Raw genomic sequence first — 22,906 nt, 5'->3', positions numbered from 1 at the left:
GCCCCGCCTTCACGCTGGGCGGCACCGGCGGCGGCGTGGCCTATAACCGCGACGATTATGAATATTACTGCCGGTCCGGTCTGGAAGCCTCGCCCATGGCGCAGATCCTCGTGGATGAATCCCTGCTCGGCTGGAAAGAGTTCGAGATGGAGGTGGTCCGCGACCGCGCCGATAACGCGATCATCGTCTGCTCCATCGAAAACGTCGATCCGATGGGCGTGCATACGGGCGATTCGATCACCGTGGCCCCCGCGCTGACCCTGACCGACAAGGAATATCAGATCATGCGCAACGGCAGCATCGCCGTGCTGCGCGAGATCGGCGTGGAAACCGGCGGCTCCAACGTGCAATGGGCGATCAACCCCGCCGACGGGCGCATGGTGGTGATCGAGATGAACCCCCGCGTGTCGCGTTCCTCGGCGCTGGCATCCAAGGCCACGGGTTTCCCGATTGCGAAAATCGCCGCGAAACTGGCCGTGGGCTATACGCTGGACGAGCTGGACAATGACATCACCAAGGTCACGCCCGCCAGCTTCGAGCCGACCATCGACTATGTCGTCACCAAGATCCCGCGCTTTGCCTTTGAAAAATTCCCCGGCGCCAAGGCGGAACTGACCACCGCCATGAAATCGGTGGGCGAGGCGATGGCGATCGGTCGCACCATCCATGAAAGCCTGCAAAAGGCGCTGGCCAGCATGGAAACCGGCCTGACCGGCTTTGACGAGGTCGCCATTGCCGGTGCGCCCGACAAGGCGGCGGTGATCAAGGCGCTGTCGGTGGCCACACCCGACCGACTGCGCACCATCGCGCAAGCCATGCGCCACGGGCTGAGCGATGACGAGATCAACGCCGCCACCGCCTATGACCCCTGGTTTCTGGCCCGTATCCGCGAGATCATCGAGGCCGAGGAATCCATCCGAAAATCCGGCCTGCCCGTCACCGCCGATGGCCTGCGCAAGCTGAAGATGATGGGTTTCACCGATGCGCGACTGGCAAAACTGACCGGCCGTGAAGAAGGCCAGGTCCGCCGCGCCCGCCGCAATCTGGGTGTGAACGCGGTCTTCAAACGCATCGACACCTGCGCCGCCGAGTTCGAGGCCCAGACCCCCTATATGTATTCCACCTATGAAAGCCCGGTGATGGGCGAGGTCGAATGCGAGGCGCGGCCCTCTGACCGCAAAAAGGTCGTCATCCTGGGTGGCGGTCCGAACCGGATCGGGCAGGGGATCGAGTTTGATTACTGCTGCTGTCATGCGTGTTTCGCCCTGACCGATGTCGGCTATGAAACCATCATGATCAACTGCAACCCCGAAACCGTCAGCACCGATTATGACACCTCGGACCGGCTGTATTTCGAACCGCTGACCTTTGAACATGTGATGGAGATTCTGCGCGTCGAGCAGGAAAACGGCACGCTGCACGGCGTGATCGTCCAGTTCGGCGGCCAGACGCCTCTGAAACTGGCCCAGGCGCTGAAGGACGAAGGCATCCCGATCCTGGGCACCACGCCCGATGCGATCGACCTGGCCGAGGACCGCGAGCGGTTTCAGGAACTGGTCACCCGGCTGGGCCTGAAACAGCCGCATAACGGCATTGCCCATTCGGACGCGCAGGCGCTGGAGATTGCCGAAAGCATCGGCTTTCCGCTGGTGATCCGCCCGTCCTACGTGCTGGGCGGCCGCGCGATGGAGATCGTGCGCGATATGGCCGGGCTTGAACGCTATATCCGCGAGGCCGTCGTGGTCTCGGGCGACAGCCCCGTGCTGCTGGACAGCTATCTGTCGGGCGCCACAGAAATAGACGTGGATGCGCTGTGCGACGGAACCGACGTTCATGTCGCGGGTATCATGCAGCATATCGAAGAGGCGGGCGTGCATTCGGGCGATTCCGCCTGTTCGCTGCCGCCCTATTCCCTGTCGGCCGAGATCGTCGCGCAGTTGCACGAACAGACCCGGGCGCTGGCGCTGGCGCTGGGCGTGGTCGGGCTGATGAATGTGCAATTCGCGGTCAAGGACGGTGTGATCTATCTGATCGAGGTGAACCCGCGCGCCTCGCGCACCGTGCCCTTTGTGGCCAAGGCCACCGACAGCGCGATCGCCTCGATTGCCGCGCGGCTGATGGCGGGGGAAAAGCTGTCGGCCTTTCCGATGCGTCCGCCCTATCCGGCGGGCACCGGCCCAGACGATCCGCTGCCGCTGGCCGATCAGATGTCGCTGGCCGATCCCAACATGCCGTGGTTTTCGGTCAAAGAGGCGGTCATGCCCTTTGCCCGCTTCCCCGGCGTCGATACGATCCTCGGCCCCGAAATGCGCTCGACCGGCGAGGTCATGGGCTGGGACAGGTCCTTCCCCCGCGCGTTCCTGAAGGCGCAGATGGGCGCGGGCGTGATCCTGCCGCATGAGGGGCGGGTGTTCCTGTCGATCAAACAGGACGACAAGACCCCGCAACTGGTGGAAACGGCGCGCATCTTGACCGATCTGGGCTTTGTCATCGTCGCCACCCGTGGGACGGCGGCCTTCCTGCAGGGACATGATATTGTCTGCGAAGTGGTCAACAAGGTCTATGAAGGCCGCCCCAATATCGTCGACATGATGAAGGACGGGCGTATCGCGCTGGTGATGAACACCACCGAAGGCGCGCAGGCCGTCGATGACAGCCGCGGCATCCGGTCGGTGGCGCTTTATGACAAAATCCCTTATTATACCACGCTGGCGGCCGCCCATGCCACCGCACTGGCGATGAAAAACCGTGGCGAGGGCGAACTCGGGGTGCGATCCTTGCAGGGATAAGGCCTCTCAGGGGGCAAGGCTCAGCCTTGCCGCACCGGCGGCCAGGCCGGATCATCGCGTTTTATCTTGCGGGCGTTCCAGATGCCCAATGGCACCCCCAGCCCGAGACCGGCGATGCCGGCCACAACGAACGGTATCCAGCCGACCCATCCAAGCGATAGCGCCGCGATCACGACGGCGCCGGCGATACAGGCGACCCAAAGTGTGACGGTGAATGTTCTAAGCGGGGCAGGCATGGCCTAACTCCTTTTTGCGCTTCAGATACACGCATCTTTGCATGCACTCTGGAAACGCTGATCGCCCCGCCGTAGTTCCAACACCGACATCGCGGGAACCGCGCGCGCGCCTGTGCGTTGACCCCTGGATGTAACGCAATCAGGAATTTGAACCATGATCAAGAAAACAGCCCTTTTGCCAGTTCTTATGCTGATCGCACTCGCCGCTTGCGAAACGGTGGAAGGCGCAGGTCAGGACCTGCAAAGCGCCGGCAGCGCCATCAGCCAAGAAGCGCGCACAACGCAGCAGAACATGTAGATCGGCAGGGCGCTCAACGCCCTTGCATGGACCATGCAAGGGCAGCCCGGAACAATCTTACCGCAACCGGGCAATGCGATTGGCAATAATCCAGGTCAAAGGGATAGCCAGCGCGAATCCGATAGCAGCCGCGATAACGATTGGTCGGGCTGTGTCTTGGCCGATCGTCAAGGCCACAACAATCGCGATACCCATCATCGTGGTGGCGATCATTGAAAACAGTGTCAAAGCCAGTCTAGACATCTTTCTTTCCCCAAACAGCGAATACAGCCCGATCATATTTCAAACTGTGCATTTGAAATTGATCTGTATCATGCGCGCCGCGCGTCACAGCCTGGCATCATGCTCACCTGCGAGCTTGACTTGTCGCACGCAAAGCCTCATGTGACAGGCAACCCGCCACCCCGCTGCCGCGTGAGCAGCCCGTTATGGTGCCGGATCATCATCGGGGCATGCGCCCCAACACAGGTTCCCATTTCACGCAGGGTCCCGGCGGTCAGGCAGTCATTCGGGTATCAGGCCCGGTGGGGATGCCCTGTCCGCAACCCATGCTGTCGCGCTGCCCGCTTGGGGTTGGCGTGCTGTTGTTCTGGGCAGCCATGTGCTGCCCCCGAAAGGTTATGAATTGACTGAATTTTCCATGCTCGGCCTGGCGCCGCGCCTTCTGACTGCCCTCAAGGAACAAGGCTTTACAGATCCCACGCCCATTCAGGCACAGGCGATCCCCCATATCTTGCAGGGTCGCGACATCATGGGCTTGGCCCAGACGGGCACCGGCAAGACGGCCGCCTTCGGCCTGCCCCTGATCCATCAGCTGATGGAAATCGGCACCGCACCCGAGCCCAAGACCGTGCGCGCCCTGATCCTGGCCCCGACCCGCGAACTGGTGAACCAGATCGCCGACAATCTGGCCGGTTTTGTCAAAGGCAGCCATCTGAAGATCGTCAAGGTGGTCGGCGGATCCTCGATCTTCAACCAGACCAAGGCCCTGCATCGCGGCACCGATATCCTTGTCGCGACCCCGGGGCGCCTGCTGGATCTGATCGAACGCAAGGCCGTGACGCTGAACAAGACCAGGTTTCTGGTGCTGGACGAGGCCGACCAGATGCTGGATCTTGGGTTTATCCACGCGCTGCGCAAGATCTCGACCATGCTGGCCACACCGCGCCAGACCCTGCTGTTTTCCGCCACGATGAACAAGCAGATGAACGAATTGGCCCAGACCTATCTTGACCACCCGATCCGCGTGCAGGTCAATACGCCTGGCAAGGCCGCCGACAAGGTGACCCAATGCGTGCATTTCGTCGATCAGGGTGCCAAGGGCGGCAAGCTGAAAACGCTGCTGGCAGCACATCCCGATGAATTGGCGCTGGTCTTCGGGCGCACCAAGCATGGCGCCGAAAAGCTGATGAAACAGCTGGAGAATGCCGGTTTCTCGGCAGGGTCCATCCATGGCAACAAAAGCCAGGGCCAGCGCGAACGCACGCTGCAGGCCTTTCGTGAGGGCAAGATCAAGGTGCTGGTCGCAACGGATGTGGCTGCACGCGGGATCGACATCCCCGGCGTGGCTTATGTCTATAACTTTGATCTGCCGAATGTGGCTGAAAACTATGTCCACCGTATCGGCCGAACCGCCCGTGCCGGTGCCGAAGGCGCTGCAGTGGCGTTCTGTTCACCTGACGAGATCGGCGATTTGCGCAGCATCGAAAAGGTGATGGGCATTTCCATCCCCGTTGCGTCGGGCGAAGTTCCGTTTGAAGACCGCAAGAACGCCCGCAAGGGTGCCGGAAAAGGCCCCGCAGGCAAACCCCGCCGCCGTGGTCCGCAACGCGGCGGTTCCGGTCGTGGCCAACGGATGGCCGCCTGAATCTTTGAAATCGAAGGGGCGGCCTCAGGTCGCCTCTTCCTCCAGATGCAATTTCATTTGCAGCAGCACTTCTTGCAGCGCCGTGGTTTCCCGCAACAGGCGCTTGGATTCGGCCAGGGTTATGATCCCGTCTTCGATCGACTGACTGTATTCCGCCATCAGCATGGCAAATCGCTGCGATAATGCGACCACATCGCCATTGACCCCGCCCGACGCTGAATTGCGTTTTTCCTGGCTATAGGACAGCGTGATGCCCTGCAATTCGGCCAGCGCGGTGGTCACATGCGGAAAACGCGCGGCACTTTCCAGGGCAGCTACGGCATCGACGGGCATGAACCGGTCAGCATGTTCTTCGGCATCGGAATAATAGCGCCCCAATGTCGCCTTTGACCGGCCGGTCAGCTTGCAGGCAGCCTCGATTCCCACGTCCTTGACCAGGGCCTCGGTGTGTTTCTTAAGGTAGTTTCCCGTAGGTGTATCCATCCGCAACCACTCACATCACAATCAAAATTTCATTGGGGGGAATGCCCCGAACCTTTTCCCATTACTGTGCCTGCACGGATTTGTCATACATATTTGTATCCCCGCAGGGGATAGGTGCGAGTGGCCGATGTCCCCAGCGTCGGTTATGAGTGGGGGGTAGTCGTGGCTACGCTTGTGGGAAGCGGCGTCCGGGAAGCCGGATTGCGCGGCTGCCTCTTCAGCGCGTAGCGAGTATTTCGGGTTCGGGCGTCATCCCCGGTGAAAGCCATCTCTCGGACCCGAGTTTTCCCGTATTGCCGGCTTGCCGGTGCGATACCCCCCACACCCCTTGCGCCCCTTGATCCTGCCTGCGCCCGGCAGGATAACGGGCCATGGCAAAGTTGTATTTTCATTATTCGACCATGAACGCAGGCAAATCCACGATCCTGCTGCAGGCTGCGCATAACTATCGTGAACGCGGCATGGAAATCTTCATGGTAACGGCGCAACTGGATGATCGCGCCGGACCCGGCCGGATTGAATCGCGTATCGGAATCGGGGCCGATGCCGCTGTTTTTGGTGCCAAAGACGATCTGTGCGCAATGGTCACGTCACGTATGGCACAAGGCCCCTGTGCCTGCGTGTTCATCGACGAGGCGCAGTTTCTGACAACCGATCAGGTCTGGCAACTGGCGCGGGTGGTGGATGATCTGAAGGTGCCGGTGATGTGTTACGGTCTGCGCGTCGATTTTCGCGGGCAACTGTTCCCCGGATCGGCGGCATTACTGGCACTGGCAGACGACCTGCGCGAGGTGCGCACGATCTGCCATTGCGGCAAGAAGGCCACGATGGTGGTGCGTCTTGGCCCCGATGGCAAAGCGTTGCACGAGGGGGTACAGGTGCAGATCGGCGGCAACGAGACTTATGTATCCCTGTGCCGTCGCCACTGGCGGGTTTCGATGGGTGACGCGCGCGCCTGATCCGGGTGCTAAACCGCGTTTGGCAGGGGCGCGCCGCGCAGGAAGGCCGCGATATTGTCCAGCGCCACCTGCCCCATCGCCAGACGCACCTCCAGCACCGAAGTGCCCGTATGGGGAAGCAGGGTCACGTTTTCCATCTCGATCAGGGCTGACGGCACATGCGGTTCATGTTCAAAGACATCCAGCCCCGCCCCGGCAATCCTGCCCGCCTGCAGCGCCTCGATCAGTGCGGCCTCGTCCACGATCTCTCCGCGGGCGATGTTCACCAGATGCGCATGCGGCGCCATCGCAGCCAAAACATCGGCACCGATCATGTGGCGCGTGTTCGCCCCACCCGGCAGGGCAATCACCAGCACATCGGCGGCGCCAGCCACCGCCTGCAGGCTGTCCAATTGCGTGGCAGGCACGCCGGAATCGGCCAGTGACGAGCGGTTGAAGAACACCACCCGCATCCCGAACCCGAAATGGCACCGCCGCGCCACGGCCTGCCCGATGCGGCCCATACCGACGATGCCCACGGTTTTCCCGGTCACGTGCTGCCCCAGCAACTGGGTCGGATGCCAGCCGGTCCAGCGGTTCGCCCGCACCATCCGTTCACCCTGTCCCGCACGGCGGCAGCTCATCAGGATCAGCATCATGGCGATATCGGCCGTGGCGTCGGTGACGGCGCCCGGCGTGTTGGTAACGGCGATACCCGCCGCGCGCGCCGCGTCCACGTCGATATGGTTGAACCCCACGCCGAAATTGGCCAGCAGACGGCAACGCGGCCCGGGCACCTGCGCGAAGACCGCAGCAGAGAAAAAATCACCCAAGGTCAACAGGATGACATCAAAGTCCTGTAAGGCCGCGATCATCTCTGGCTCTGTCATGCCGTCGGTTACGGGCCTTACAACGACATCATCGGCCAGCGCACGGGCAGCGGCCAAGGTGGCCTCGGGCAGGGGGCGTGTAATCAATAGCCGTGTCAAAACATTCTTCCTCCGTTCGGCACAACATGATCCGGTGACAGTAACACCACCTGCCCTGCCGCGTCGGGCAGGCCCAGCACCAGCACCTCGGACATGAATTTGCCGATCTGGCGCGGGGGAAAATTGACCACGGCGACAACCTGCTTTCCCGGCAGGTCATCCGGCGCGTAATGCGCCGTGATCTGAGCCGAGGATTTCTTCACGCCCAGATCCGGCCCAAAATCCACCCACAGCTTGATGGCGGGCTTGCGCGCCTGATCGAAAGATTCGGCCCGCACGATGGTGCCCGACCTGATATCGACCCGTTCGAAATCCTCGATCCCGATCATTTTGCCAGTTCCCGGCTGCGATCCGCATTGGCCTGCATCGCACGGCGCATCAGGGGGACAAGCCCGGTATCTTCATTCATCAGCACCGCCAGCGCCGCCGCCGTGGTGCCCCCGGGCGAGGTGACATTGACCCGAAGCTGAGTGGGACTTTCTTGTGCGGTTTCCGCCAGTTGTCCCGCCCCGCCCACGGTGGCCCTGGCCAGCCGCATCGCCAGATCGTCAGGCAACCCCTGCGCGACACCGGCCGCCGCCATCGCCTCGATCAGGTGGAAAACATAGGCCGGGCCGGAACCCGACAGCGCCGTGACGGCGTGCATCTGCTCTTCGTCGGTCAGTTGAACCGTCTGGCCCACCGCAGACAGCAGGGATTCGGCCAGCGGCAGATGTGCCTGCCCCGCCGGATTCGCTATCAATGCCGTTATGCCGCGTCCAATGGCGGCGGGCGTGTTGGGCATCGCACGGATCACCGGGGTTTGCGCCCCAAGAACACGGCCATAAAACGCCAGCGGCGTGCCGGCGGCCACCGATATGAACAGCGTATTGCCATTGCCATAACCGGCAAGCATCGGCAGCGCCTGTTCCATCATCTGTGGCTTGACCGCGACCAGCACCACGGCGGGGCTGGCCGGCAGCGGCGCATTCAGATGAACCCCCTGCCCCTGCAGCCAGTCCGATGGGTTGGGATCCTGCACCCAGACCGACGCGGCAGGCAAACCCTGCCCCAGCCAGCCGGCCAGCATCGCTGATCCCATCTTGCCGCAGCCCAGCAACACCAGCCCCCGGCTGTGCAGATCGTTCATATCCATGAATGGTCCCCCGAATTACCGGGGAACAGGTTAGGCGCGACCGTAGGCCTCTGCAATGGCGACCTGCATCGCCTGTTCGGCAGTGTGGTCCGCCCAGGTCACCAGTTGAAACGCCGGGTAAAAGCGTTCGCAGCCACCAACGGCGGTTCCGATCATCTTGTCGATCTGCTCAGGGCTGGCTGTTTGCCCGCCCGCCAGCACCAGACCATAGCGATAGACCATCAGCCGCTGTTCGCGCCAATAGGTGAACGCCCCCGTCCAGCAGATGTCATTGGCCTTGTTCAGCGCCTCGTACAGGCCCGGCAGCTTGTCTTCGGGCGGCTCCATCTCGAATGTGCAGATCAGACGCAGGGTTTCATCATAGGCGGACCAGGCCAGAGTGATGGAATAGGTGCGCCATTGCCCTTCCACCGCCATTGCGATCTGATCATCGGTGACGCGGTCAAAATCCCATTCGTGGTGCTCGGCGATATGTTCGACGATATCGATGGGGTGCAACTCTTCGGTGTGAAGAAAGTCTTCTGCGTATGACATGCCCGGCCTCTTTTGGTTATCGCCCGATGTGGATGGCAGCCCACAAGGCTTAGGTGCCTGCTTTGGTCAAACTGACGAAATGCACGATTGACCTACCAGATATGGTGCTCTGAAGCATGGCAGCGTGTAAAGAGGTGATTTTGTGAAACTTGGGTAACGATCCACAAGATATTGCAGTTGCACAAAGAAAAGGCGCGCCACGAGGGCGCGCCTTTGATCGGAAATGTCAGGGATCAGCCCCTGGACGCGGCCTCTAGCGCGTCAATGCGGGCTTTCAGGGTCTCGTTTTCCTCGCGGGCTTTCTGGGCCATGGCGCGCACTGCGTCGAATTCTTCGCGTGTAACGAAATCGCGATCAGCCATCCAGCGATCAATCCAGCCCTTCATCGCGGTTTCGGCTTCGTCCTTGGCGCCCTGCGCCACGCCCATCGCGTTGGTCATCAACCGCGACATGTCTTCGAAAAACTTGCTTTGGTTCTGCATTCAGACCTCCGGCGTTACGTTCACCTCTTATATGGTTACAGACGGCGCAAGCTCAAGGTTGACTTCGCCTTTCGGCCATGGGCAGGAATGCGGCATGCAGGCGATCATTCAATACCCCGATTTCGACCCCGAGGTCTTCTCGTTCTCCCTCTTCGGGATGGAGCTGGCGCTGCGCTGGTATGCGCTGGCCTATATCGCGGCGCTGTTGCTGGGGTGGTGGCTGGTCGCGCGGCTGATGCGCAGCAACAGCTTGTGGCCAGCAGGCAAGGCCCCGATGACCCCAGCCCAGGTCGAGGAATTGCTGACCTGGGTCGTGGTCGGGGTGATTTTGGGCGGTCGGCTGGGATTCGTCCTGTTCTACAAGCCGGGGCACTATCTGCAGAATCCACAGGAAATCCTGATGCTGTGGCATGGCGGCATGGCCTTTCACGGCGGTCTGCTGGGGGTCACGACAGCCCTGATCCTGTATTGCCGCAAGCATGGGCTGGCGCTTTTGTCGGTCGCGGATGCGCTGGCCGTGGCAACGCCCTGGGGGCTGTTTTTCGGCCGCCTGGCAAATTTTGTGAATGCCGAACTGTGGGGGCGCCCGGCTGACCTGCCCTGGGCGATGGTCTTTCCGACCGACCCGCTGGGGCTGGCGCGCCATCCGTCACAATTATACGAAGCCGCGCTGGAGGGGCTGGTTCTGGGGGTGGTATTGCTGTGGCTGGTTTATCGGCGCGGCTGGCTGAAGGTGCCCGGGCGCAGCGTGGGCACTTTCGTTCTGGGCTATGGCCTGGCGCGATTCTGCGTCGAATACTTCCGCCAGGCCGATGCGCAATTCATCACCCCCGACAACCTGATCGGCTTTGTCATCCATGCCGGTGGCATCGGCGTGACGATGGGCCAGCTGCTGTCGCTGCCCATGGTCGTCTTCGGCATTGTCCTGATCGTGATCGCGCGGCGGCGGGTGTGACACCGCTTGCGGATATCCTTGCCCGGCGCATTGCGATGACGGGGCCGATCACATTGGCCGACTATATGAACGAATGCCTGCTGCACCCTGATCATGGATACTACACAACCCGTGATCCGCTGGGTCGGGCAGGCGATTTCACCACAGCGCCGGAAATCAGCCAGATGTTCGGTGAAATGATCGGCCTGTTCCTGGCTCAGGTCTGGATTGATCAGGGGCGCCCCGCCCCCTTTATACTGGCGGAACCGGGGCCAGGCCGCGGCACGCTGATGGCCGATATCCTGCGCGCCACCCGCGCAGTGCCGGGGTTCAGCGATGCCGCAAGGATACATCTGATCGAGGCATCCCCCATCTTGCGCGCCGCCCAGCGCCAAAGATTGGCCGACCATGACGTGGAATGGCACGAGACGCCGGAAACCCTGCCCGATGCCCCCCTGTTTCTGGTCGCGAATGAATTTTTCGACGCCCTGCCCATTCGCCAGTTTCAGCGTGATGCGGGCGGCTGGCGCGAATGCCAGATCGGGCTGGCGAATGGAAGCCTGGCATTCGGACTGGCCGCCGCCGCGCCGATTGCGGCGCTGGACCACCGGCTTGCTGATACGCACCAGGGTGACATCGTCGAAATCTGCCCCGCCGCTGGCCCGGTGATAGCCGGAATCGCGGCGCGCATCGCCGCCCATGGCGGCATTGCCTTGATCGTTGATTACGGCGGCTGGGGGTCGCTGGGCGACACCTTCCAGGCCCTGCGTGCGCATCACCCCGAAGATCCGCTGGCAAATCCGGGCCTCGCCGACCTGACCGCACATGTCGATTTTCGGGCACTCGCCCGTGCCGCATCCGCACTGCGACACAGCACCCTGACACCGCAGGGCGTCTTTCTGGAACGTCTGGGCATCACCGAACGCGCCCGCCAATTGGCCCTCAGGCTAAGCGGCGATGCGCTGGACAGTCATATTGCCGCACATCGCCGCTTGACCCATCCCCAAGAAATGGGAACGCTCTTTCACGTGCTTGCCCTCTGGCCGATCGGGGCGGCAGAACCGCCGGGAGTCACCCCATGACGCTTGAAATTCTTACTTCTGATGCGCTCTCGCCCCTGCGCCACGGGTTCTTCACCCGCCGCGGAGGGGCATCATCAGGGGTTTTTCACGGGCTCAACTGTGGCCCCGGCTCTAGCGATCTGGCCGAGGTGGTTCAGATCAACCGCGCACGCGTCGCCGATGCGATGCAGGTCACACCCGAGGCCCTGGCCGGGCTGCATCAGGTGCATTCCGCCGATGTCGCCGTGGTGGACAGCCCCTGCACCAGCAAACCGCAGGCCGATGCACTGGTTACGGCAACGCCGGGCATCGCCCTGACCATCCTGACCGCCGATTGCCAGCCCGTGCTGTTCGCCGACAACAAGGCCGGTGTCATCGGCGCGGCCCATGCCGGATGGCGCGGCACCCTTGACGGCATACTGGAGGCCACGCTGGACGCCATGGAAGCGCAGGGTGCACGGCGCGCAGACACCGTTGCGGTGATCGGCCCCACGATCAGCCAGCGCGCCTATGAAGTGGGCCCCGAGTTTTTCGATATCTTCATGGCCGAAGACCCCGGCTTTGCCCGCTTCTTTGCGAATGGCCAGGGCGACCGGCTGCAATTCGATCTGCCCGGCTTTGGCCTGTTCCGTCTGCGCGCGGCAGGCATAGGCCAGGCAGAATGGACGGGGCATTGCACCTATGATGATCCTGTACGGTTTTTCTCATATCGGCGGTCCGTCCACGCCGGCGAAGCCGACTATGGTCGCTTGATATCCGCGATCCGGCTGTAATCAGCGATATTGCCGCAATTTCTGCGCAGGATGGCCGCAAAACGACACAATGACGGCCCCGACCGCGCCGCAATCGTCGCCCATCTTTTATACAGGCCGGTTACGGACCGAGGGACACACAGGTGATGCGGACAAGGCCCTGAAGCGGGCCGCTGCATGTTTGAAGGGGAAAAACGATGTCGAAACGTCGCTGGCTGAATGCCGTGCTGAAAGAAGCCGCCAAGGAAAACGTCGTCCTGCCATGGATGCGCGGAAAGCGGCCACAGCGCGCGGGCATCGGCAAAATCTCGCGCGCGGCACGCGCCTGACGATTCGTTTTAGGCAGTTTTTTGCCGACTCAGCCCTGTTTAACCCCCGTGCGACCCGCGCGGGGGTTTTTGTTTCCGCCGAACTTTGTGGCGAATTGTGGCGTGACTGAAAACCAACCCGATACAATCCGCAGGTCGATCCCGGCATTACAGGTTGCTTTCTCACCAAATCGGAAAAAGTTTTGACAAATTTGGACAGATTGCGGCAGAAGTTAGCCATTAACTGTCCTCTGCAAGATGATCGGTGGGGGCCGATGCAGATGTGACCAGCCTGAAGGACTGTTCGCATGGTATACCCTCGCCACCCCTCCGCAGGTAATGCGGTTACGATCCGGGCTTCAAAAGTCCAACCCTCGATAGCTCGTTCCGACCGGCGCCCTCCGCGCGTCATGCCTCTGACCCGCAGATACGAGGTCGCCGGTCTGACACCCACGGGCGAGATCGAGGAATTCAACCGCGTTGCACCCGCCACAGCCGAATTTGAAGACGCATTCGCCGGTTTCGCCCGCGGCACCATGATTTCCACAGCCGAAGGCCCGGTCGCGATCGAGGATCTTGTGCCTGGCATGATGATCGAAACCATCGACAACGGCATGATGCCGCTGCAATGGGTCGGTTCGATGATGGTATTCCCGGGCTTCCCCGATCTTGAATCAGACTCTGCCAACCTGACCCGCGTGACGGTCGACAGCTTCGGCATGGCCCGCCCCATGCATGACCTGATCCTTGGCCCGCGCGCCCGGATCCTGTTCCGCCACGGCGCATGCCAGTCCAAATTCGGCGCCGAGGCCACCTTTGCCCCGGCCCGTGCCTTCATCGACGGCGACACGATGATTTCAGTGCGTCCGATCACACCGGTGCGCGTGTATCACCTGGCGCTGAAAGGTCAGCAGATCATCAAGGCGAATGGTGTCGAAGTGGAAAGTTTCCACCCCGGTGAATTCCATGAACGCATGATGGACCCCACCACGGCACAGATGTTCCTGGGGCTGTTCCCGCATGTGACGGGCTGGCGTGATTTTGGCACGATGGAATACCCGCGCCTGACCGCATTCGAAATGGAAGAGTTGCGGGCGGCCTGACCGGCCCGCAACTCAAATCAGGCGCGGCTGTTCACGCGCGCCTCAAGCACATCAAAGGGCACGCCCGGTTCATCCTTGGCCACCCGGATCACCAGCGCGGTCTTGACGCTGGCCACGTTATCGGCGGCGGTCAGTTGTTCGGTCAGGAAATTCTGAAAGGTAGAAAGATCGGGCGCCGCGCATTTCAAGATGAAATCAACCTCGCCGTTCAGCATATGGCATTCACGCACCAGCGGCCAGGCGCGGCAGCGCGCCTCGAACGCGGAAAGGTCGGCCTCGGCCTGGCTGACAAGCCCGACCATGGCAAAGACCTGAACTTCAAACCCCAGTTCGCGCGGGTTTACATCGGCGTGATAGCCGCGAATATACCCTGCCTCTTCCAGCGTGCGCACCCTGCGCAGGCAGGGTGGTGCGGATATACCGACACGCTTTGCAAGTTCGACATTGGTGATACGTCCGTCGGCCTGAAGTTCAGCAAGTATCTTGCGGTCGATAGGATCGAGTTTTGATCCGGCCATTCAGTCCTCCGAAGTTTCGCGGATAATACGGTTTGCTTATCGCAAGCGCAATAATATTTCACGAATAGGCAATATCTGTTTTCAATTGTGCTTGCCGCCCGGCCATTTCCGTCAGGCACAGGTTCGCTCTTCCAAGCAGGCGCAGCCATGGCTATATCCGCTGTCACAGGATTTCGAAAGGGCAGCGCAATGGGTGAAACACGGCATAGCCGGCTTTTGATTATCGGATCGGGACCGGCAGGTTATACCGCCGCTGTCTATGGGGCCCGCGCGATGCTGAACCCGGTGCTGATCCAGGGCATCCAGCCCGGCGGCCAGCTGACGATCACGACCGAGGTGGAAAACTGGCCCGGCGACATCGAGGTTCAGGGCCCCGATCTGATGCTGCGGATGGAGGCCCATGCCCGGTCCGTCGGCACCGAGATCATCGCCGATATCATCACCGCGCTGGACCTGTCCAAGCGCCCCTTCACCGCCACCGCCGACAGCGGCACGATCTATACCTGCGATGCGCTGATCCTGGCGACGGGCGCGCAGGCCAAGTGGCTGGGCCTGCCGTCCGAAGAGAAATTCAAGGGCTTTGGCGTGTCGGCCTGCGCCACCTGCGACGGGTTCTTTTACCGTGGCCAAGAGGTCGTGGTGATCGGCGGTGGCAATACCGCCGTTGAAGAGGCCCTGTTCCTGACCAACTTTGCCTCAAAGGTCACGCTGATCCACCGGCGCGACAGCCTGCGGTCGGAAAAGATCCTGCAAGACCGGCTGTTCAAGAACCCAAAGGTCGAACTGCTGTGGAACCATGAAGTGGTCGAGGTGACCGGCACCGAAAATCCCTTGGGCGTCGAGGCCGTGCGCGCCCGTAATGTGCAGACGGGTGAAATCACCGACGTGCCGTGCAAGGGGTTCTTTGTCGCCATCGGTCATGCCCCCGCATCTGAACTGGTCAAAGATATCCTTGAAACCCACATGGGCGGCTATGTCGTGACCAGGCCCGACAGCACTGAAACCTCGATTCCCGGGGTATTTGCCGCGGGCGATCTGACAGATCACAAATACCGTCAGGCCATTACCAGCGCCGGCATGGGCTGCATGGCAGCACTTGAGGCCGAGCGTTTTCTTGCCGAGCAAAACACCGAATAATCTTCCGGTTTTACGCCGATTGACGTGTTTTTCGCCGCAATTGCAAAAAGAACCCGCCTTGCGCTTGAAATTTGTCACAATTCGGGGCTAGGCCACCACCGTGCGGCCGTGCAGGGTGGGCGGTCATTTTTGAATGATAAAAAACTGAGTTGAACACATGCAGATGCCAAATCTTGCTCCGATCCCGGAGCTTTATGTTTCCTATGAAAGCGCACAGAAACTGAAAGTCGAAGCGGGCAACCTGCCCAGCTGGGATCTGACCCCGCGCCAGATTTGCGACCTGGAATTGCTGATGAATGGCGGCTTCAGCCCGCTCAAGGGTTTTCTGAGTCAGGCCGATTATGACGGCGTCGTTGAAAACATGCGCCTTGCCGATGGCAGCCTTTGGCCGATGCCCATCAACCTGGATGTTTCCGAAAAATTCGCCGATACGCTGGAGGTCGGGCAAGATATCGCCCTGCGCGATCAGGAAGGCGTCATTCTGGCCACCATGACCGTGACCGACAAATGGGTGCCCAACAAGGCGCGCGAGGCCGAGATGGTGTTCGGTGCCGATGACAGCGCCCATCCCGCCGTGAACTATCTGCACAATACCGCCGGTGCGGTTTATCTGGGGGGCCCTGTCACCGGCATCCAGCAACCCGTGCATTATGATTTCAAGGCCCGCCGCGACACGCCCAACGAATTGCGCGCCTATTTCCGCAAATTGGGCTGGCGCAAGATTGTCGCCTTCCAGACCCGCAATCCGCTGCATCGCGCGCATCAGGAACTGACCTTCCGCGCCGCCCGCGAGGCACAGGCGAACCTGCTGATCCACCCGGTCGTCGGCATGACCAAGCCGGGCGATGTCGATCACTTTACCCGCGTGCGCTGTTACGAGGCTGTGCTGGACAAATACCCGGCCGCCACCACCACCATGTCGCTGCTGAACCTTGCGATGCGCATGGCCGGCCCGCGCGAGGCCGTCTGGCACGGGCTGATCCGCAAGAACCACGGCGTGACCCATTTCATCGTCGGCCGCGATCATGCCGGGCCGGGCAAGAACAGCCAGGGCAAGGATTTCTATGGCCCCTATGATGCGCAGGAGCTGTTCAAAAAACACGAGGCCGAAATCGGCGTCGAAATGGTTGATTTCAAGCATATGGTTTTCGTGCAGGAAAAAGCCCAGTATTTCCCCGCTGACGAGGTTCCCGAAGGGTCGACCGTGCTGGACATTTCCGGCACCGAACTGCGCCGCCGTCTGGCCGAGGGGCTGGAAATTCCCGAATGGTTCAGCTTTCCCGAAGTGGTGACAGAACTGCGCCGCACCCGCCCGCCGCGCTCCAAGCAGGGCTTTACCGTGTTTTTCACCGGGTTTTCGGGTTCGGGAAAATCCACAATCGCCAATGCGCTGATGGTCAAGCTGATGGAAATGGGCGGTCGTCCGGTGACGCTGCTGGACGGCGATCTGGTGCGCAAGAACCTGTCATCGGAACTGGGGTTTTCCAAGGAACACCGTGACCTGAACATCCGCCGCATCGGCTATGTCGCCTCCGAGATCACCAAGAACGGCGGTATCGCCATCTGCGCGCCGATTGCCCCCTATGCCACGACCCGCCGCGCGGTGCGCGAAGAGATCGAGGCCTTTGGCGCCTTTATCGAAGTGCATGTCGCCACCACGATCGAGGAATGCGAAAAGCGCGACCGCAAGGGCCTGTATAAACTGGCCCGCGAAGGCAAGATCAAGGAATTCACCGGCATTTCCGACCCTTATGATGTGCCGGAAAATCCCGAATTGCGCCTGGAAACCGAAAACGTCGATGTCGACAACTGCGCCCATCAGGTTCTGCTGAAACTGGAACAGATGGGCCTCGTCGCAGGCTGATCAGGCGGCATGACCGAACCAGAAACGCCCCGCTGAACCAGCGGGGCGTTTTTTCATGTTGGCTGAACGGATGGATTATTCAGGCCGCATCATCCGCAGCAACAGCCCGTCTTTCAGGACGTATTGGTGATACAGCGCCGCCAGCGCGTGCAGCCCAGCAATCGCCAGCATGATGTTCATCGCCACCACATGCACATCCCCCAGAAAACCGAACCCCTGGAACCATGCCAGCGCGCCCAGAACAGGCACCGCGAACAACAGCACATACAGCGCCAGATGCGCCAGGCTGGCGGCCCTTTCCATCAGGGGCGAACCGCCTTCGACAGGGGCGGGCGCGCCGTGCACCAGCCGCGCAATCAGCCGCACCGCAACCAGCGCCAATATGCTTAGGCCCACCCAGACGTGAACCACCGGGGTCAGACCTTCGGGTATTTCGCCCTTCAACACGGCGCGCAGCGCCTTGCCCATGTCGTCACTGACGACATAATTTACCGCGATCAGCACGACGATTGCCCAGTGCAATGCAATCTGAAACCTGCTGTATCCTGAAGAAATTTTCATAACTGATGTCCAATGGCGGGGGGGCGGCAAAGACCGGCCCCGAAAAAGCAAGTTACCGGTGCATACCGCACCGGCAACTGCTGACATCCTGTCACATCTTGTGCTTGCGTGCTATCGCGCCACCACGCCAGCACCGCGAAAAAGCGTCGCACCCAGCCTATGGGCGGCCTGTGATCAATGGACGGTCACAGGTGCCAGATCGTGCTGGCGGGCCAGAATGAACGCCATGTTGCGATCCTTGACCAACGCCAGTCGCGTGCCGTTTGCGTCATGCACCGCATACAGGCGCTCAATCCCCATGGCCTGCTCTTGCACATCCTTGGGCAGATCGGCGACCTCGACGGCGCGAATATAGACAATCTTGTCTTCGGCCTCTGGCATGAATTCATATTCAGTATTCATCGTTTTCCCCTTCACTCACTACTGTTTGTTGATCTGGATCGTCTGCACCACCGCATTGGGGGCGGCGCGCTCCAGATCGACATGCAACAGCCCGTTTTCCATCGTGGCGCCGACCACCTCGACACCTTCGGCCAACACGAAAGACCGCTGAAATTGCCGCGCCGCGATACCGCGATGCAGAAAGATGCGTTCGCCGCCATCATCACCTTGATGGCCACGGATCAGTAATTGGCGATCCTCGATCGTGACCGACAGGTTTTCCTCGCTGAACCCGGCGACAGCCAGGGTAATGCGATAACCACGTTCGGACTTTTGCTCGATGTTGAAAGGGGGATAGCCATCCGTCCCGGATTTCGCGTTCCGTTCCAGCAGCCGTTCCAATTGTTCAAAGCCCAGCAAATAGGGATGCGAGCCAAGCGTCAGTTTCGTCATCTTTCAAGTCCTTGACCAAGCGACCTGTTTTCACGGCCCCGGTTCTTTGGCAGCCTGCAGGGAATATGGGTGGCCATAATCGCGGTAACAAGGGCACCCTTCCCGAAACACTTAAAAAGAGGTATGTCTTCCGTCCCGTTCCCACAGCGACTCGGCCCAGGACGCGCATGAACATCGCAAACGAAATGAACAATGAAGACGTCCTGCGGATAAAGCTGGAAGTGCTGCGGCGTGAACATCGCGATCTGGATGCCGCCATTCGCGCGCTGGAAGAAATGGGGCCTGTTGCCGACCAGTTCACGACCCGTCGTCTGAAAAAGCAAAAGCTGACGCTCAAGGACCGCATTGCAGCGCTGGAAGACCAACTGACACCTGACATCATTGCGTAGGCTCCCGATCCGGTTATAGTGCCGCCCTCGAACAGCAGAGGGCGCGATGACGGACGTGAAAGTGGGCATCATCATGGGCAGCCAGTCGGACTGGGCCACCATGAAACATGCCGCCGATATTCTGGATGAACTGGGCATCGCCCATGAAGCGCGGATCGTGTCCGCGCATCGCACCCCCGACCGGCTGTGGGACTATGGCAAAACCGCCGTGTCACGCGGGTTGCAGGTGATCATCGCGGGCGCCGGCGGGGCAGCACACCTGCCCGGCATGATGGCCAGCAAGACGCGGCTGCCGGTGATTGGCGTGCCGGTTCAGACCAAGATCCTGTCGGGCGTGGACAGTCTTTATTCCATCGTGCAGATGCCCAAGGGGTTCCCGGTCGCCACGATGGCAATCGGCGCACCGGGGGCGGCCAATGGCGCGCTGATGGCGGCGGGCATTCTGGCGCTGAACGATGCCGCGCTGGCCGCACGGCTGGATGCCTGGCGCGCCGCGCTGACCGCCTCGATCCCCGACGTGCCGACCGATGACTGAACCGCTGACCCCCGGCGCGGTCATCGGCATTCTGGGCGGCGGGCAGCTTGGCCGGATGCTGTCGGTTGCGGCGTCGCGTCTGGGCTTTGCCTGTCACATCTATGAACCCGCGCCTGAACCGCCCGCAGGCCAGGTGGCGCAGCATGTGACAACCGCCAGCTATGACGATCCCGCCGCCCTGCGCGCCTTTGCCGCCAGCGTTGATGTCATCACCTATGAGTTCGAGAATATCCCGACCGCCGCGCTGGACCTGCTGGAAACGCTGCGCCCGATCCGTCCGGGGCGCGAGGCGCTGCGCGTGTCGCAGGACCGCATGACGGAAAAGTCCTTTCTGGCCGGTCTGGGGCTGGCCGTTGCCCCCTTTGCCGCCGTCGATACCCGCGCCGATCTGGATGCGGCACTGGTGCAGATCGGCACACCGGCGATCCTGAAAACCCGCCGCATGGGCTATGACGGCAAGGGCCAGGCCCGGATCATGGTGCCCGCTGATGCCGATGCCGGTTTCGCGGCGATGGCCGGCGCCCCGGCTGTTCTGGAAGGTTTCGTCGATTTCACGGCCGAGGTTTCAGTGATCGCCGCGCGCGGGTTGACGGGCGAAGTTGCCTGTTTCGATCCCGGCGAAAACGTGCATCTGGGCGGCATCCTGCATACCACCACCGTGCCCGCCCGCCTGCGCCCCGCCCAGCGCAGCGATGCGGTGCTGCTGGCGGCGCGTATCCTGAACGCGCTCGATTATGTCGGCGTGCTGGGGGTCGAGCTGTTCGTGACCCCGCAAGGCCTGATCGTGAACGAGATCGCGCCGCGCGTGCATAATTCCGGCCACTGGACCCAGAACGGCTGTGTCGTGGATCAGTTCGAACAGCATATCCGCGCGGTGGCGGGCTGGCCCCTGGGCGACGGCAGCCGCCATTCGGATATCGAAATGCTGAACCTGATCGGCGATGATATCTTGCAGGTGCCGGACCTTGCGCAGCAGCGCGACACCGCCATCCACCTTTACGGCAAGGCCGAAGCCCGGCCCGGCCGCAAGATGGGCCATGTCAACCGGCGGCTGGGACCGGCGGGTTAGGCCCGCCTGCCCTGCGACACTGACAGCGCGATGCCGCCCAGCACCAGCCGGTTGCGCACCGAATTGGCGGCGAAGGCGATTGTGATCGGCGGAGTGAGAAGGACCTGACCCTAAGAGCGTTGTGGCGCAGGGTCTGTCGAGCATGCATGGGGGTTTCATGAATGAAGGGCATTACAAATTCCAATATAAAACCGGGTTTTGGATATGCTTCATCGCGTCAATGGCAATGCGCTTTCCCCTTAGGCCTACATACCTATCCCAAACGTCGTCCGGCGCCGGCTTTCCTGTAAACCCTTTTCGATAAGGCATTTCATCGAAAATCGAAATGCGATCAGGAAAGCTTGCATGCGTGGCGTCCGACCAATTGTCTGCGACGAACACGCCTACAACTACCCCGCGAACGACCGCCAATACATAGTCTGCGGCCTCAGCGCGATCTTTGGAAATACGCCATGCCAACTGCGTTTGCAGGTATATCGCAGATCGGCTTGAGCGATCTTCCAATCGGTTAATATTGAGAAGAACCAGTTTGTCTTTCGGGGCTTCGCTGATTTCCGGCAAAGCATACTTGTCAACAAGTTCCAGAGCGCTCATCGGGCCCTTTGTTCCGCTGCCATGCCCTCCTTGCACGTTAGAAAGCCCTGCAAAAGCATCAATAAGCGCGGCCTCTACCTCGTAGATTGCCGTATCTGGAATGTCATGGCGATGGATGACATGAACAACTTCCAATCCAGCACTCCTGATTGCCTTGATGCGCGACAACTTTAGCGAAACCGGATCGCTATCTGTGTCCGACTTGCTTATGACCTTGTCGTTTACGTGCGCAAATACACGATTGCCGACTCCTTTACCCACATAGAAAGTCTCGCCATTTCTAGGGTCAATTAGCCTGTAGACATAATTGCCAATCGCTTGAACGACACCTTCAGGAAACTCTGTCAGATGCGACATTAGAAAACTCCTATCATCCTAGATTACTACAAGCATTACCTGAGCATCCCAGTTCGCTACGGCCTGAATTGAGCTAATAAAACTATATTTGATAGGCTCCACCCCCAACCACAACAAAAAAGGGGACCTCGCGGCCCCCTTCTCAGTCTCAACTCTGCGGGCGCAGATTACATCATGCCGCCCATGCCGCCCATGCCGCCCATGTCGGGCATGCCGCCGCCCTGGCCTTTCGGCTCGGGCTTGTCGGCGATCATGGCTTCGGTGGTGATCAGCAGGCCCGCGATGGACGCTGCGTCTTCCAGCGCGGTGCGGGTCACCTTGGCGGGGTCGATCACGCCGAACTTGAACATGTCGCCATATTCTTCGGTCTGCGCGTTGAAGCCAAAGGTCAGGTCGGTGCTTTCGCGGACCTTGCCAGCGACGACGGCGCCATCGACACCGGCGTTTTCAGCGATCTGGCGCAGCGGGGCCTCAAGCGCCTTGCGCACGATGGCAATCCCTGCGTCCTGATCCGAGTTCGCGCCTTTCAGACCGTCCAGCGATTTGCCGGCCTGAACCAGCGCGACACCGCCACCGACGATGACACCTTCCTGAACGGCCGCGCGGGTCGCGTTCAGCGCATCGTCGACGCGGTCCTTGCGCTCTTTCACTTCGACCTCGGTCATGCCACCGACGCGGATCACCGCAACACCGCCGGCCAGTTTGGCGACGCGTTCCTGCAGTTTTTCCTTGTCGTAATCCGAGGTGGTTTCCTCGATCTGGGTGCGGATCTGGGAAACGCGGGCTTCGATCTCGGCCTTTTCGCCATGACCGTCAATGATCGTGGTGTTGTCCTTGGTGATGCTGATCTTCTTGGCCGATCCCAGCATGTCCAGCGTGACATTTTCCAGCTTCATGCCCAGATCTTCGGAAATCACCTGACCGCCGGTCAGAATGGCGATGTCCTGCAGCATCGCCTTGCGACGATCCCCAAAACCCGGTGCCTTGACGGCGGCGATCTTCAGACCGCCGCGCAGTTTGTTGACCACCAGCGTTGCCAGGGCTTCGCCCTCGACATCTTCGGCGATGATCAGCAGCGGCTTTTGCGACTGGATCACGGCTTCGAGCAGCGGCACCATCGGCTGCAGCGACGACAGCTT

Annotated in this window: 28 protein-coding genes; 14 read left to right on the top strand and 14 right to left on the bottom strand. The window is 61.0% G+C overall.

All coding sequences use genetic code 11. The features are described 5' to 3' along the window. Positions 1–2,789 (top strand): carbamoyl-phosphate synthase large subunit (carB, locus tag ACTCHC_RS05730; RefSeq protein WP_463021516.1); only part of this gene is annotated, 2,789 nt, incomplete at its 5' end. A gap of 20 nt (positions 2,790–2,809) precedes the next feature. Here the strand turns inward: carB and ACTCHC_RS05725 are convergent. Next, the gene (locus tag ACTCHC_RS05725) at positions 2,810–3,025 is read right to left on the bottom strand and encodes a hypothetical protein (protein WP_463021515.1); all 216 of its coding nucleotides are present in this window, start codon (positions 3,023–3,025) and stop codon (positions 2,810–2,812) included. Between the two features lie 154 nt (positions 3,026–3,179). Between ACTCHC_RS05725 and ACTCHC_RS05720 the strand changes: the two genes are divergently transcribed. Then, a complete protein-coding gene (locus tag ACTCHC_RS05720) occupies positions 3,180–3,323 on the top strand; it encodes an entericidin A/B family lipoprotein (protein WP_463021514.1) in 144 nt (47 codons plus the stop codon). Between the two features lie 57 nt (positions 3,324–3,380). Here ACTCHC_RS05720 and ACTCHC_RS05715 read toward each other — a convergent pair whose 3' ends face one another. Then, positions 3,381–3,602, bottom strand: a complete 222-nt coding sequence (locus ACTCHC_RS05715; RefSeq protein WP_463021513.1) for a CTP synthetase — start codon at positions 3,600–3,602, stop codon at positions 3,381–3,383. Between the two features lie 361 nt (positions 3,603–3,963). Between ACTCHC_RS05715 and ACTCHC_RS05710 the strand changes: the two genes are divergently transcribed. Further along, positions 3,964–5,190 (top strand): DEAD/DEAH box helicase, encoded by a 1,227-nt coding sequence (locus ACTCHC_RS05710; RefSeq protein WP_463021517.1) that lies wholly within the window; start codon positions 3,964–3,966, stop codon positions 5,188–5,190. Positions 5,191–5,214: 24 nt separating this feature from the next. On the opposite strand, the gene ACTCHC_RS05705 is transcribed toward ACTCHC_RS05710, so the two are convergent. Further along, positions 5,215–5,673, bottom strand: coding sequence for a hypothetical protein (locus ACTCHC_RS05705; protein WP_463021512.1), 459 nt, complete (start codon positions 5,671–5,673; stop codon positions 5,215–5,217). 371 nt (positions 5,674–6,044) lie between these two features. Here ACTCHC_RS05705 and ACTCHC_RS05700 point away from each other — a divergent pair, with 371 nt between their 5' ends. After that, entirely contained in the window at positions 6,045–6,632 is a 588-nt protein-coding gene (locus ACTCHC_RS05700) for a thymidine kinase (protein WP_463021511.1), read from the top strand. Positions 6,633–6,640: 8 nt separating this feature from the next. Here the strand turns inward: ACTCHC_RS05700 and ACTCHC_RS05695 are convergent, their stop codons facing one another. The 5 genes from ACTCHC_RS05695 to ACTCHC_RS05675 all read right to left on the bottom strand — a co-directional run bounded on the left by ACTCHC_RS05695 (position 6,641) and on the right by ACTCHC_RS05675 (position 9,751). Next, positions 6,641–7,600 (bottom strand): 2-hydroxyacid dehydrogenase, encoded by a 960-nt coding sequence (locus ACTCHC_RS05695; protein WP_463021510.1) that lies wholly within the window; start codon positions 7,598–7,600, stop codon positions 6,641–6,643. Next, a complete protein-coding gene (locus ACTCHC_RS05690) occupies positions 7,597–7,929 on the bottom strand; it encodes a tRNA-binding protein (protein ID WP_463021509.1) in 333 nt (110 codons plus the stop codon). Before ACTCHC_RS05690 ends, ACTCHC_RS05695 begins: the two co-directional genes overlap by 4 nt. Continuing rightward, positions 7,926–8,735, bottom strand: a complete 810-nt coding sequence (gene proC / locus ACTCHC_RS05685; RefSeq protein WP_463021508.1) for a pyrroline-5-carboxylate reductase — start codon at positions 8,733–8,735, stop codon at positions 7,926–7,928. The genes ACTCHC_RS05690 and proC overlap by 4 nt, the downstream gene beginning before the upstream one ends. Positions 8,736–8,765: 30 nt before the next feature. After that, positions 8,766–9,269, bottom strand: a complete 504-nt coding sequence (locus ACTCHC_RS05680; protein ID WP_463021507.1) for a type III secretion system chaperone family protein — start codon at positions 9,267–9,269, stop codon at positions 8,766–8,768. A gap of 233 nt (positions 9,270–9,502) precedes the next feature. Then, entirely contained in the window at positions 9,503–9,751 is a 249-nt protein-coding gene (locus ACTCHC_RS05675) for an accessory factor UbiK family protein (RefSeq protein ID WP_463021506.1), read from the bottom strand. A gap of 94 nt (positions 9,752–9,845) precedes the next feature. On the opposite strand from ACTCHC_RS05675, the gene lgt reads away from it, so the two are divergent. The 5 genes from lgt (at position 9,846) to ACTCHC_RS05650 (ending at position 13,909) form a co-directional block, all read left to right on the top strand. Then, a complete protein-coding gene (gene lgt, locus ACTCHC_RS05670; RefSeq protein WP_463021505.1) occupies positions 9,846–10,706 on the top strand; it encodes a prolipoprotein diacylglyceryl transferase in 861 nt (286 codons plus the stop codon). Then, complete coding sequence (locus tag ACTCHC_RS05665) at positions 10,703–11,767, top strand: class I SAM-dependent methyltransferase (RefSeq protein ID WP_463021504.1); 1,065 nt, start codon at positions 10,703–10,705, stop codon at positions 11,765–11,767. Before lgt ends, ACTCHC_RS05665 begins: the two co-directional genes overlap by 4 nt. Beyond that, a complete protein-coding gene (pgeF, locus tag ACTCHC_RS05660; RefSeq protein ID WP_463021503.1) occupies positions 11,764–12,519 on the top strand; it encodes a peptidoglycan editing factor PgeF in 756 nt (251 codons plus the stop codon). Before ACTCHC_RS05665 ends, pgeF begins: the two co-directional genes overlap by 4 nt. A 176-nt stretch (positions 12,520–12,695) precedes the next feature. After that, a complete protein-coding gene (locus ACTCHC_RS05655; protein WP_463021502.1) occupies positions 12,696–12,827 on the top strand; it encodes a hypothetical protein in 132 nt (43 codons plus the stop codon). Positions 12,828–13,216: 389 nt separating this feature from the next. After that, the gene (locus ACTCHC_RS05650; RefSeq protein WP_463021501.1) at positions 13,217–13,909 is read left to right on the top strand and encodes a Hint domain-containing protein; all 693 of its coding nucleotides are present in this window, start codon (positions 13,217–13,219) and stop codon (positions 13,907–13,909) included. A 17-nt stretch (positions 13,910–13,926) separates the two neighbouring features. Here ACTCHC_RS05650 and ACTCHC_RS05645 read toward each other — a convergent pair whose 3' ends face one another. Further along, entirely contained in the window at positions 13,927–14,427 is a 501-nt protein-coding gene (locus tag ACTCHC_RS05645; RefSeq protein ID WP_463021500.1) for an Lrp/AsnC family transcriptional regulator, read from the bottom strand. A 189-nt stretch (positions 14,428–14,616) separates the two neighbouring features. On the opposite strand from ACTCHC_RS05645, the gene trxB reads away from it, so the two are divergent. Together trxB and ACTCHC_RS05635 are read left to right on the top strand one after the other, a co-directional pair. Further along, the gene (gene trxB / locus ACTCHC_RS05640; protein WP_463021499.1) at positions 14,617–15,564 is read left to right on the top strand and encodes a thioredoxin-disulfide reductase; all 948 of its coding nucleotides are present in this window, start codon (positions 14,617–14,619) and stop codon (positions 15,562–15,564) included. Positions 15,565–15,721: 157 nt separating this feature from the next. After that, entirely contained in the window at positions 15,722–17,428 is a 1,707-nt protein-coding gene (locus tag ACTCHC_RS05635) for a bifunctional sulfate adenylyltransferase/adenylylsulfate kinase (protein ID WP_463021498.1), read from the top strand. A 75-nt stretch (positions 17,429–17,503) separates the two neighbouring features. Here the strand turns inward: ACTCHC_RS05635 and ACTCHC_RS05630 are convergent, their stop codons facing one another. The 3 genes from ACTCHC_RS05630 to ACTCHC_RS05620 form a co-directional block, all read right to left on the bottom strand. Beyond that, positions 17,504–17,989, bottom strand: coding sequence for a cytochrome b (locus ACTCHC_RS05630; RefSeq protein ID WP_463021497.1), 486 nt, complete (start codon positions 17,987–17,989; stop codon positions 17,504–17,506). Between the two features lie 174 nt (positions 17,990–18,163). Next, positions 18,164–18,391, bottom strand: a complete 228-nt coding sequence (locus ACTCHC_RS05625) for a DUF1150 family protein (RefSeq protein ID WP_463021496.1) — start codon at positions 18,389–18,391, stop codon at positions 18,164–18,166. An 18-nt stretch (positions 18,392–18,409) separates the two neighbouring features. Then, positions 18,410–18,823 (bottom strand): Hsp20 family protein, encoded by a 414-nt coding sequence (locus ACTCHC_RS05620; RefSeq protein WP_463021495.1) that lies wholly within the window; start codon positions 18,821–18,823, stop codon positions 18,410–18,412. Between the two features lie 167 nt (positions 18,824–18,990). Between ACTCHC_RS05620 and ACTCHC_RS05615 the strand changes: the two genes are divergently transcribed. The 3 genes from ACTCHC_RS05615 to ACTCHC_RS05605 are packed head-to-tail and all read left to right on the top strand — an operon-like array spanning position 18,991 to position 20,816. After that, on the top strand, positions 18,991–19,212 hold the full coding sequence (locus ACTCHC_RS05615) for a YdcH family protein (RefSeq protein ID WP_463021494.1): 222 nt from the start codon (positions 18,991–18,993) through the stop codon (positions 19,210–19,212). A 46-nt stretch (positions 19,213–19,258) separates the two neighbouring features. Beyond that, positions 19,259–19,747 (top strand): 5-(carboxyamino)imidazole ribonucleotide mutase, encoded by a 489-nt coding sequence (gene purE / locus ACTCHC_RS05610; protein ID WP_463021493.1) that lies wholly within the window; start codon positions 19,259–19,261, stop codon positions 19,745–19,747. Beyond that, positions 19,740–20,816, top strand: coding sequence for a 5-(carboxyamino)imidazole ribonucleotide synthase (locus tag ACTCHC_RS05605; protein WP_463021492.1), 1,077 nt, complete (start codon positions 19,740–19,742; stop codon positions 20,814–20,816). Before purE ends, ACTCHC_RS05605 begins: the two co-directional genes overlap by 8 nt. A 171-nt stretch (positions 20,817–20,987) precedes the next feature. Here ACTCHC_RS05605 and ACTCHC_RS05600 read toward each other — a convergent pair whose 3' ends face one another. Further along, a complete protein-coding gene (locus ACTCHC_RS05600; RefSeq protein ID WP_463021491.1) occupies positions 20,988–21,767 on the bottom strand; it encodes an LEM-3-like GIY-YIG domain-containing protein in 780 nt (259 codons plus the stop codon). A 167-nt stretch (positions 21,768–21,934) separates the two neighbouring features. Beyond that, the coding region (gene groEL, locus ACTCHC_RS05595; protein WP_463021490.1) for a chaperonin GroEL at positions 21,935–22,906 on the bottom strand (972 nt) is incomplete at its 5' end.

Source organism: Actibacterium sp. (assembly GCF_055134745.1).
This window is presented reverse-complemented; position numbering and strand designations above follow the sequence as displayed.

What these genes read in the sequence shown, in the direction of transcription:
- ACTCHC_RS05725 (WP_463021515.1), bottom strand. Translation starts at nt 3,025, where the DNA reads ATGCCTGCCCCGCTTAGAACATTCACCGTCACACTTTGGGTCGCCTGT.
- ACTCHC_RS05720 (WP_463021514.1), top strand. Translation starts at nt 3,180, where the DNA reads ATGATCAAGAAAACAGCCCTTTTGCCAGTTCTTATGCTGATCGCACTC.
- ACTCHC_RS05715 (WP_463021513.1), bottom strand. Translation starts at nt 3,602, where the DNA reads ATGATCGGGCTGTATTCGCTGTTTGGGGAAAGAAAGATGTCTAGACTG.
- ACTCHC_RS05710 (WP_463021517.1), top strand. Translation starts at nt 3,964, where the DNA reads ATGCTCGGCCTGGCGCCGCGCCTTCTGACTGCCCTCAAGGAACAAGGC.
- ACTCHC_RS05705 (WP_463021512.1), bottom strand. Translation starts at nt 5,673, where the DNA reads ATGGATACACCTACGGGAAACTACCTTAAGAAACACACCGAGGCCCTG.
- ACTCHC_RS05700 (WP_463021511.1), top strand. Translation starts at nt 6,045, where the DNA reads ATGGCAAAGTTGTATTTTCATTATTCGACCATGAACGCAGGCAAATCC.
- ACTCHC_RS05690 (WP_463021509.1), bottom strand. Translation starts at nt 7,929, where the DNA reads ATGATCGGGATCGAGGATTTCGAACGGGTCGATATCAGGTCGGGCACC.
- proC (WP_463021508.1), bottom strand. Translation starts at nt 8,735, where the DNA reads ATGGATATGAACGATCTGCACAGCCGGGGGCTGGTGTTGCTGGGCTGC.
- ACTCHC_RS05680 (WP_463021507.1), bottom strand. Translation starts at nt 9,269, where the DNA reads ATGTCATACGCAGAAGACTTTCTTCACACCGAAGAGTTGCACCCCATC.
- ACTCHC_RS05675 (WP_463021506.1), bottom strand. Translation starts at nt 9,751, where the DNA reads ATGCAGAACCAAAGCAAGTTTTTCGAAGACATGTCGCGGTTGATGACC.
- lgt (WP_463021505.1), top strand. Translation starts at nt 9,846, where the DNA reads ATGCAGGCGATCATTCAATACCCCGATTTCGACCCCGAGGTCTTCTCG.
- pgeF (WP_463021503.1), top strand. Translation starts at nt 11,764, where the DNA reads ATGACGCTTGAAATTCTTACTTCTGATGCGCTCTCGCCCCTGCGCCAC.
- ACTCHC_RS05655 (WP_463021502.1), top strand. Translation starts at nt 12,696, where the DNA reads ATGTCGAAACGTCGCTGGCTGAATGCCGTGCTGAAAGAAGCCGCCAAG.
- ACTCHC_RS05650 (WP_463021501.1), top strand. Translation starts at nt 13,217, where the DNA reads ATGCCTCTGACCCGCAGATACGAGGTCGCCGGTCTGACACCCACGGGC.
- ACTCHC_RS05645 (WP_463021500.1), bottom strand. Translation starts at nt 14,427, where the DNA reads ATGGCCGGATCAAAACTCGATCCTATCGACCGCAAGATACTTGCTGAA.
- trxB (WP_463021499.1), top strand. Translation starts at nt 14,617, where the DNA reads ATGGGTGAAACACGGCATAGCCGGCTTTTGATTATCGGATCGGGACCG.
- ACTCHC_RS05635 (WP_463021498.1), top strand. Translation starts at nt 15,722, where the DNA reads ATGCAGATGCCAAATCTTGCTCCGATCCCGGAGCTTTATGTTTCCTAT.
- ACTCHC_RS05630 (WP_463021497.1), bottom strand. Translation starts at nt 17,989, where the DNA reads ATGAAAATTTCTTCAGGATACAGCAGGTTTCAGATTGCATTGCACTGG.
- ACTCHC_RS05625 (WP_463021496.1), bottom strand. Translation starts at nt 18,391, where the DNA reads ATGAATACTGAATATGAATTCATGCCAGAGGCCGAAGACAAGATTGTC.
- ACTCHC_RS05620 (WP_463021495.1), bottom strand. Translation starts at nt 18,823, where the DNA reads ATGACGAAACTGACGCTTGGCTCGCATCCCTATTTGCTGGGCTTTGAA.
- ACTCHC_RS05615 (WP_463021494.1), top strand. Translation starts at nt 18,991, where the DNA reads ATGAACATCGCAAACGAAATGAACAATGAAGACGTCCTGCGGATAAAG.
- purE (WP_463021493.1), top strand. Translation starts at nt 19,259, where the DNA reads ATGACGGACGTGAAAGTGGGCATCATCATGGGCAGCCAGTCGGACTGG.
- ACTCHC_RS05605 (WP_463021492.1), top strand. Translation starts at nt 19,740, where the DNA reads ATGACTGAACCGCTGACCCCCGGCGCGGTCATCGGCATTCTGGGCGGC.
- ACTCHC_RS05600 (WP_463021491.1), bottom strand. Translation starts at nt 21,767, where the DNA reads ATGTCGCATCTGACAGAGTTTCCTGAAGGTGTCGTTCAAGCGATTGGC.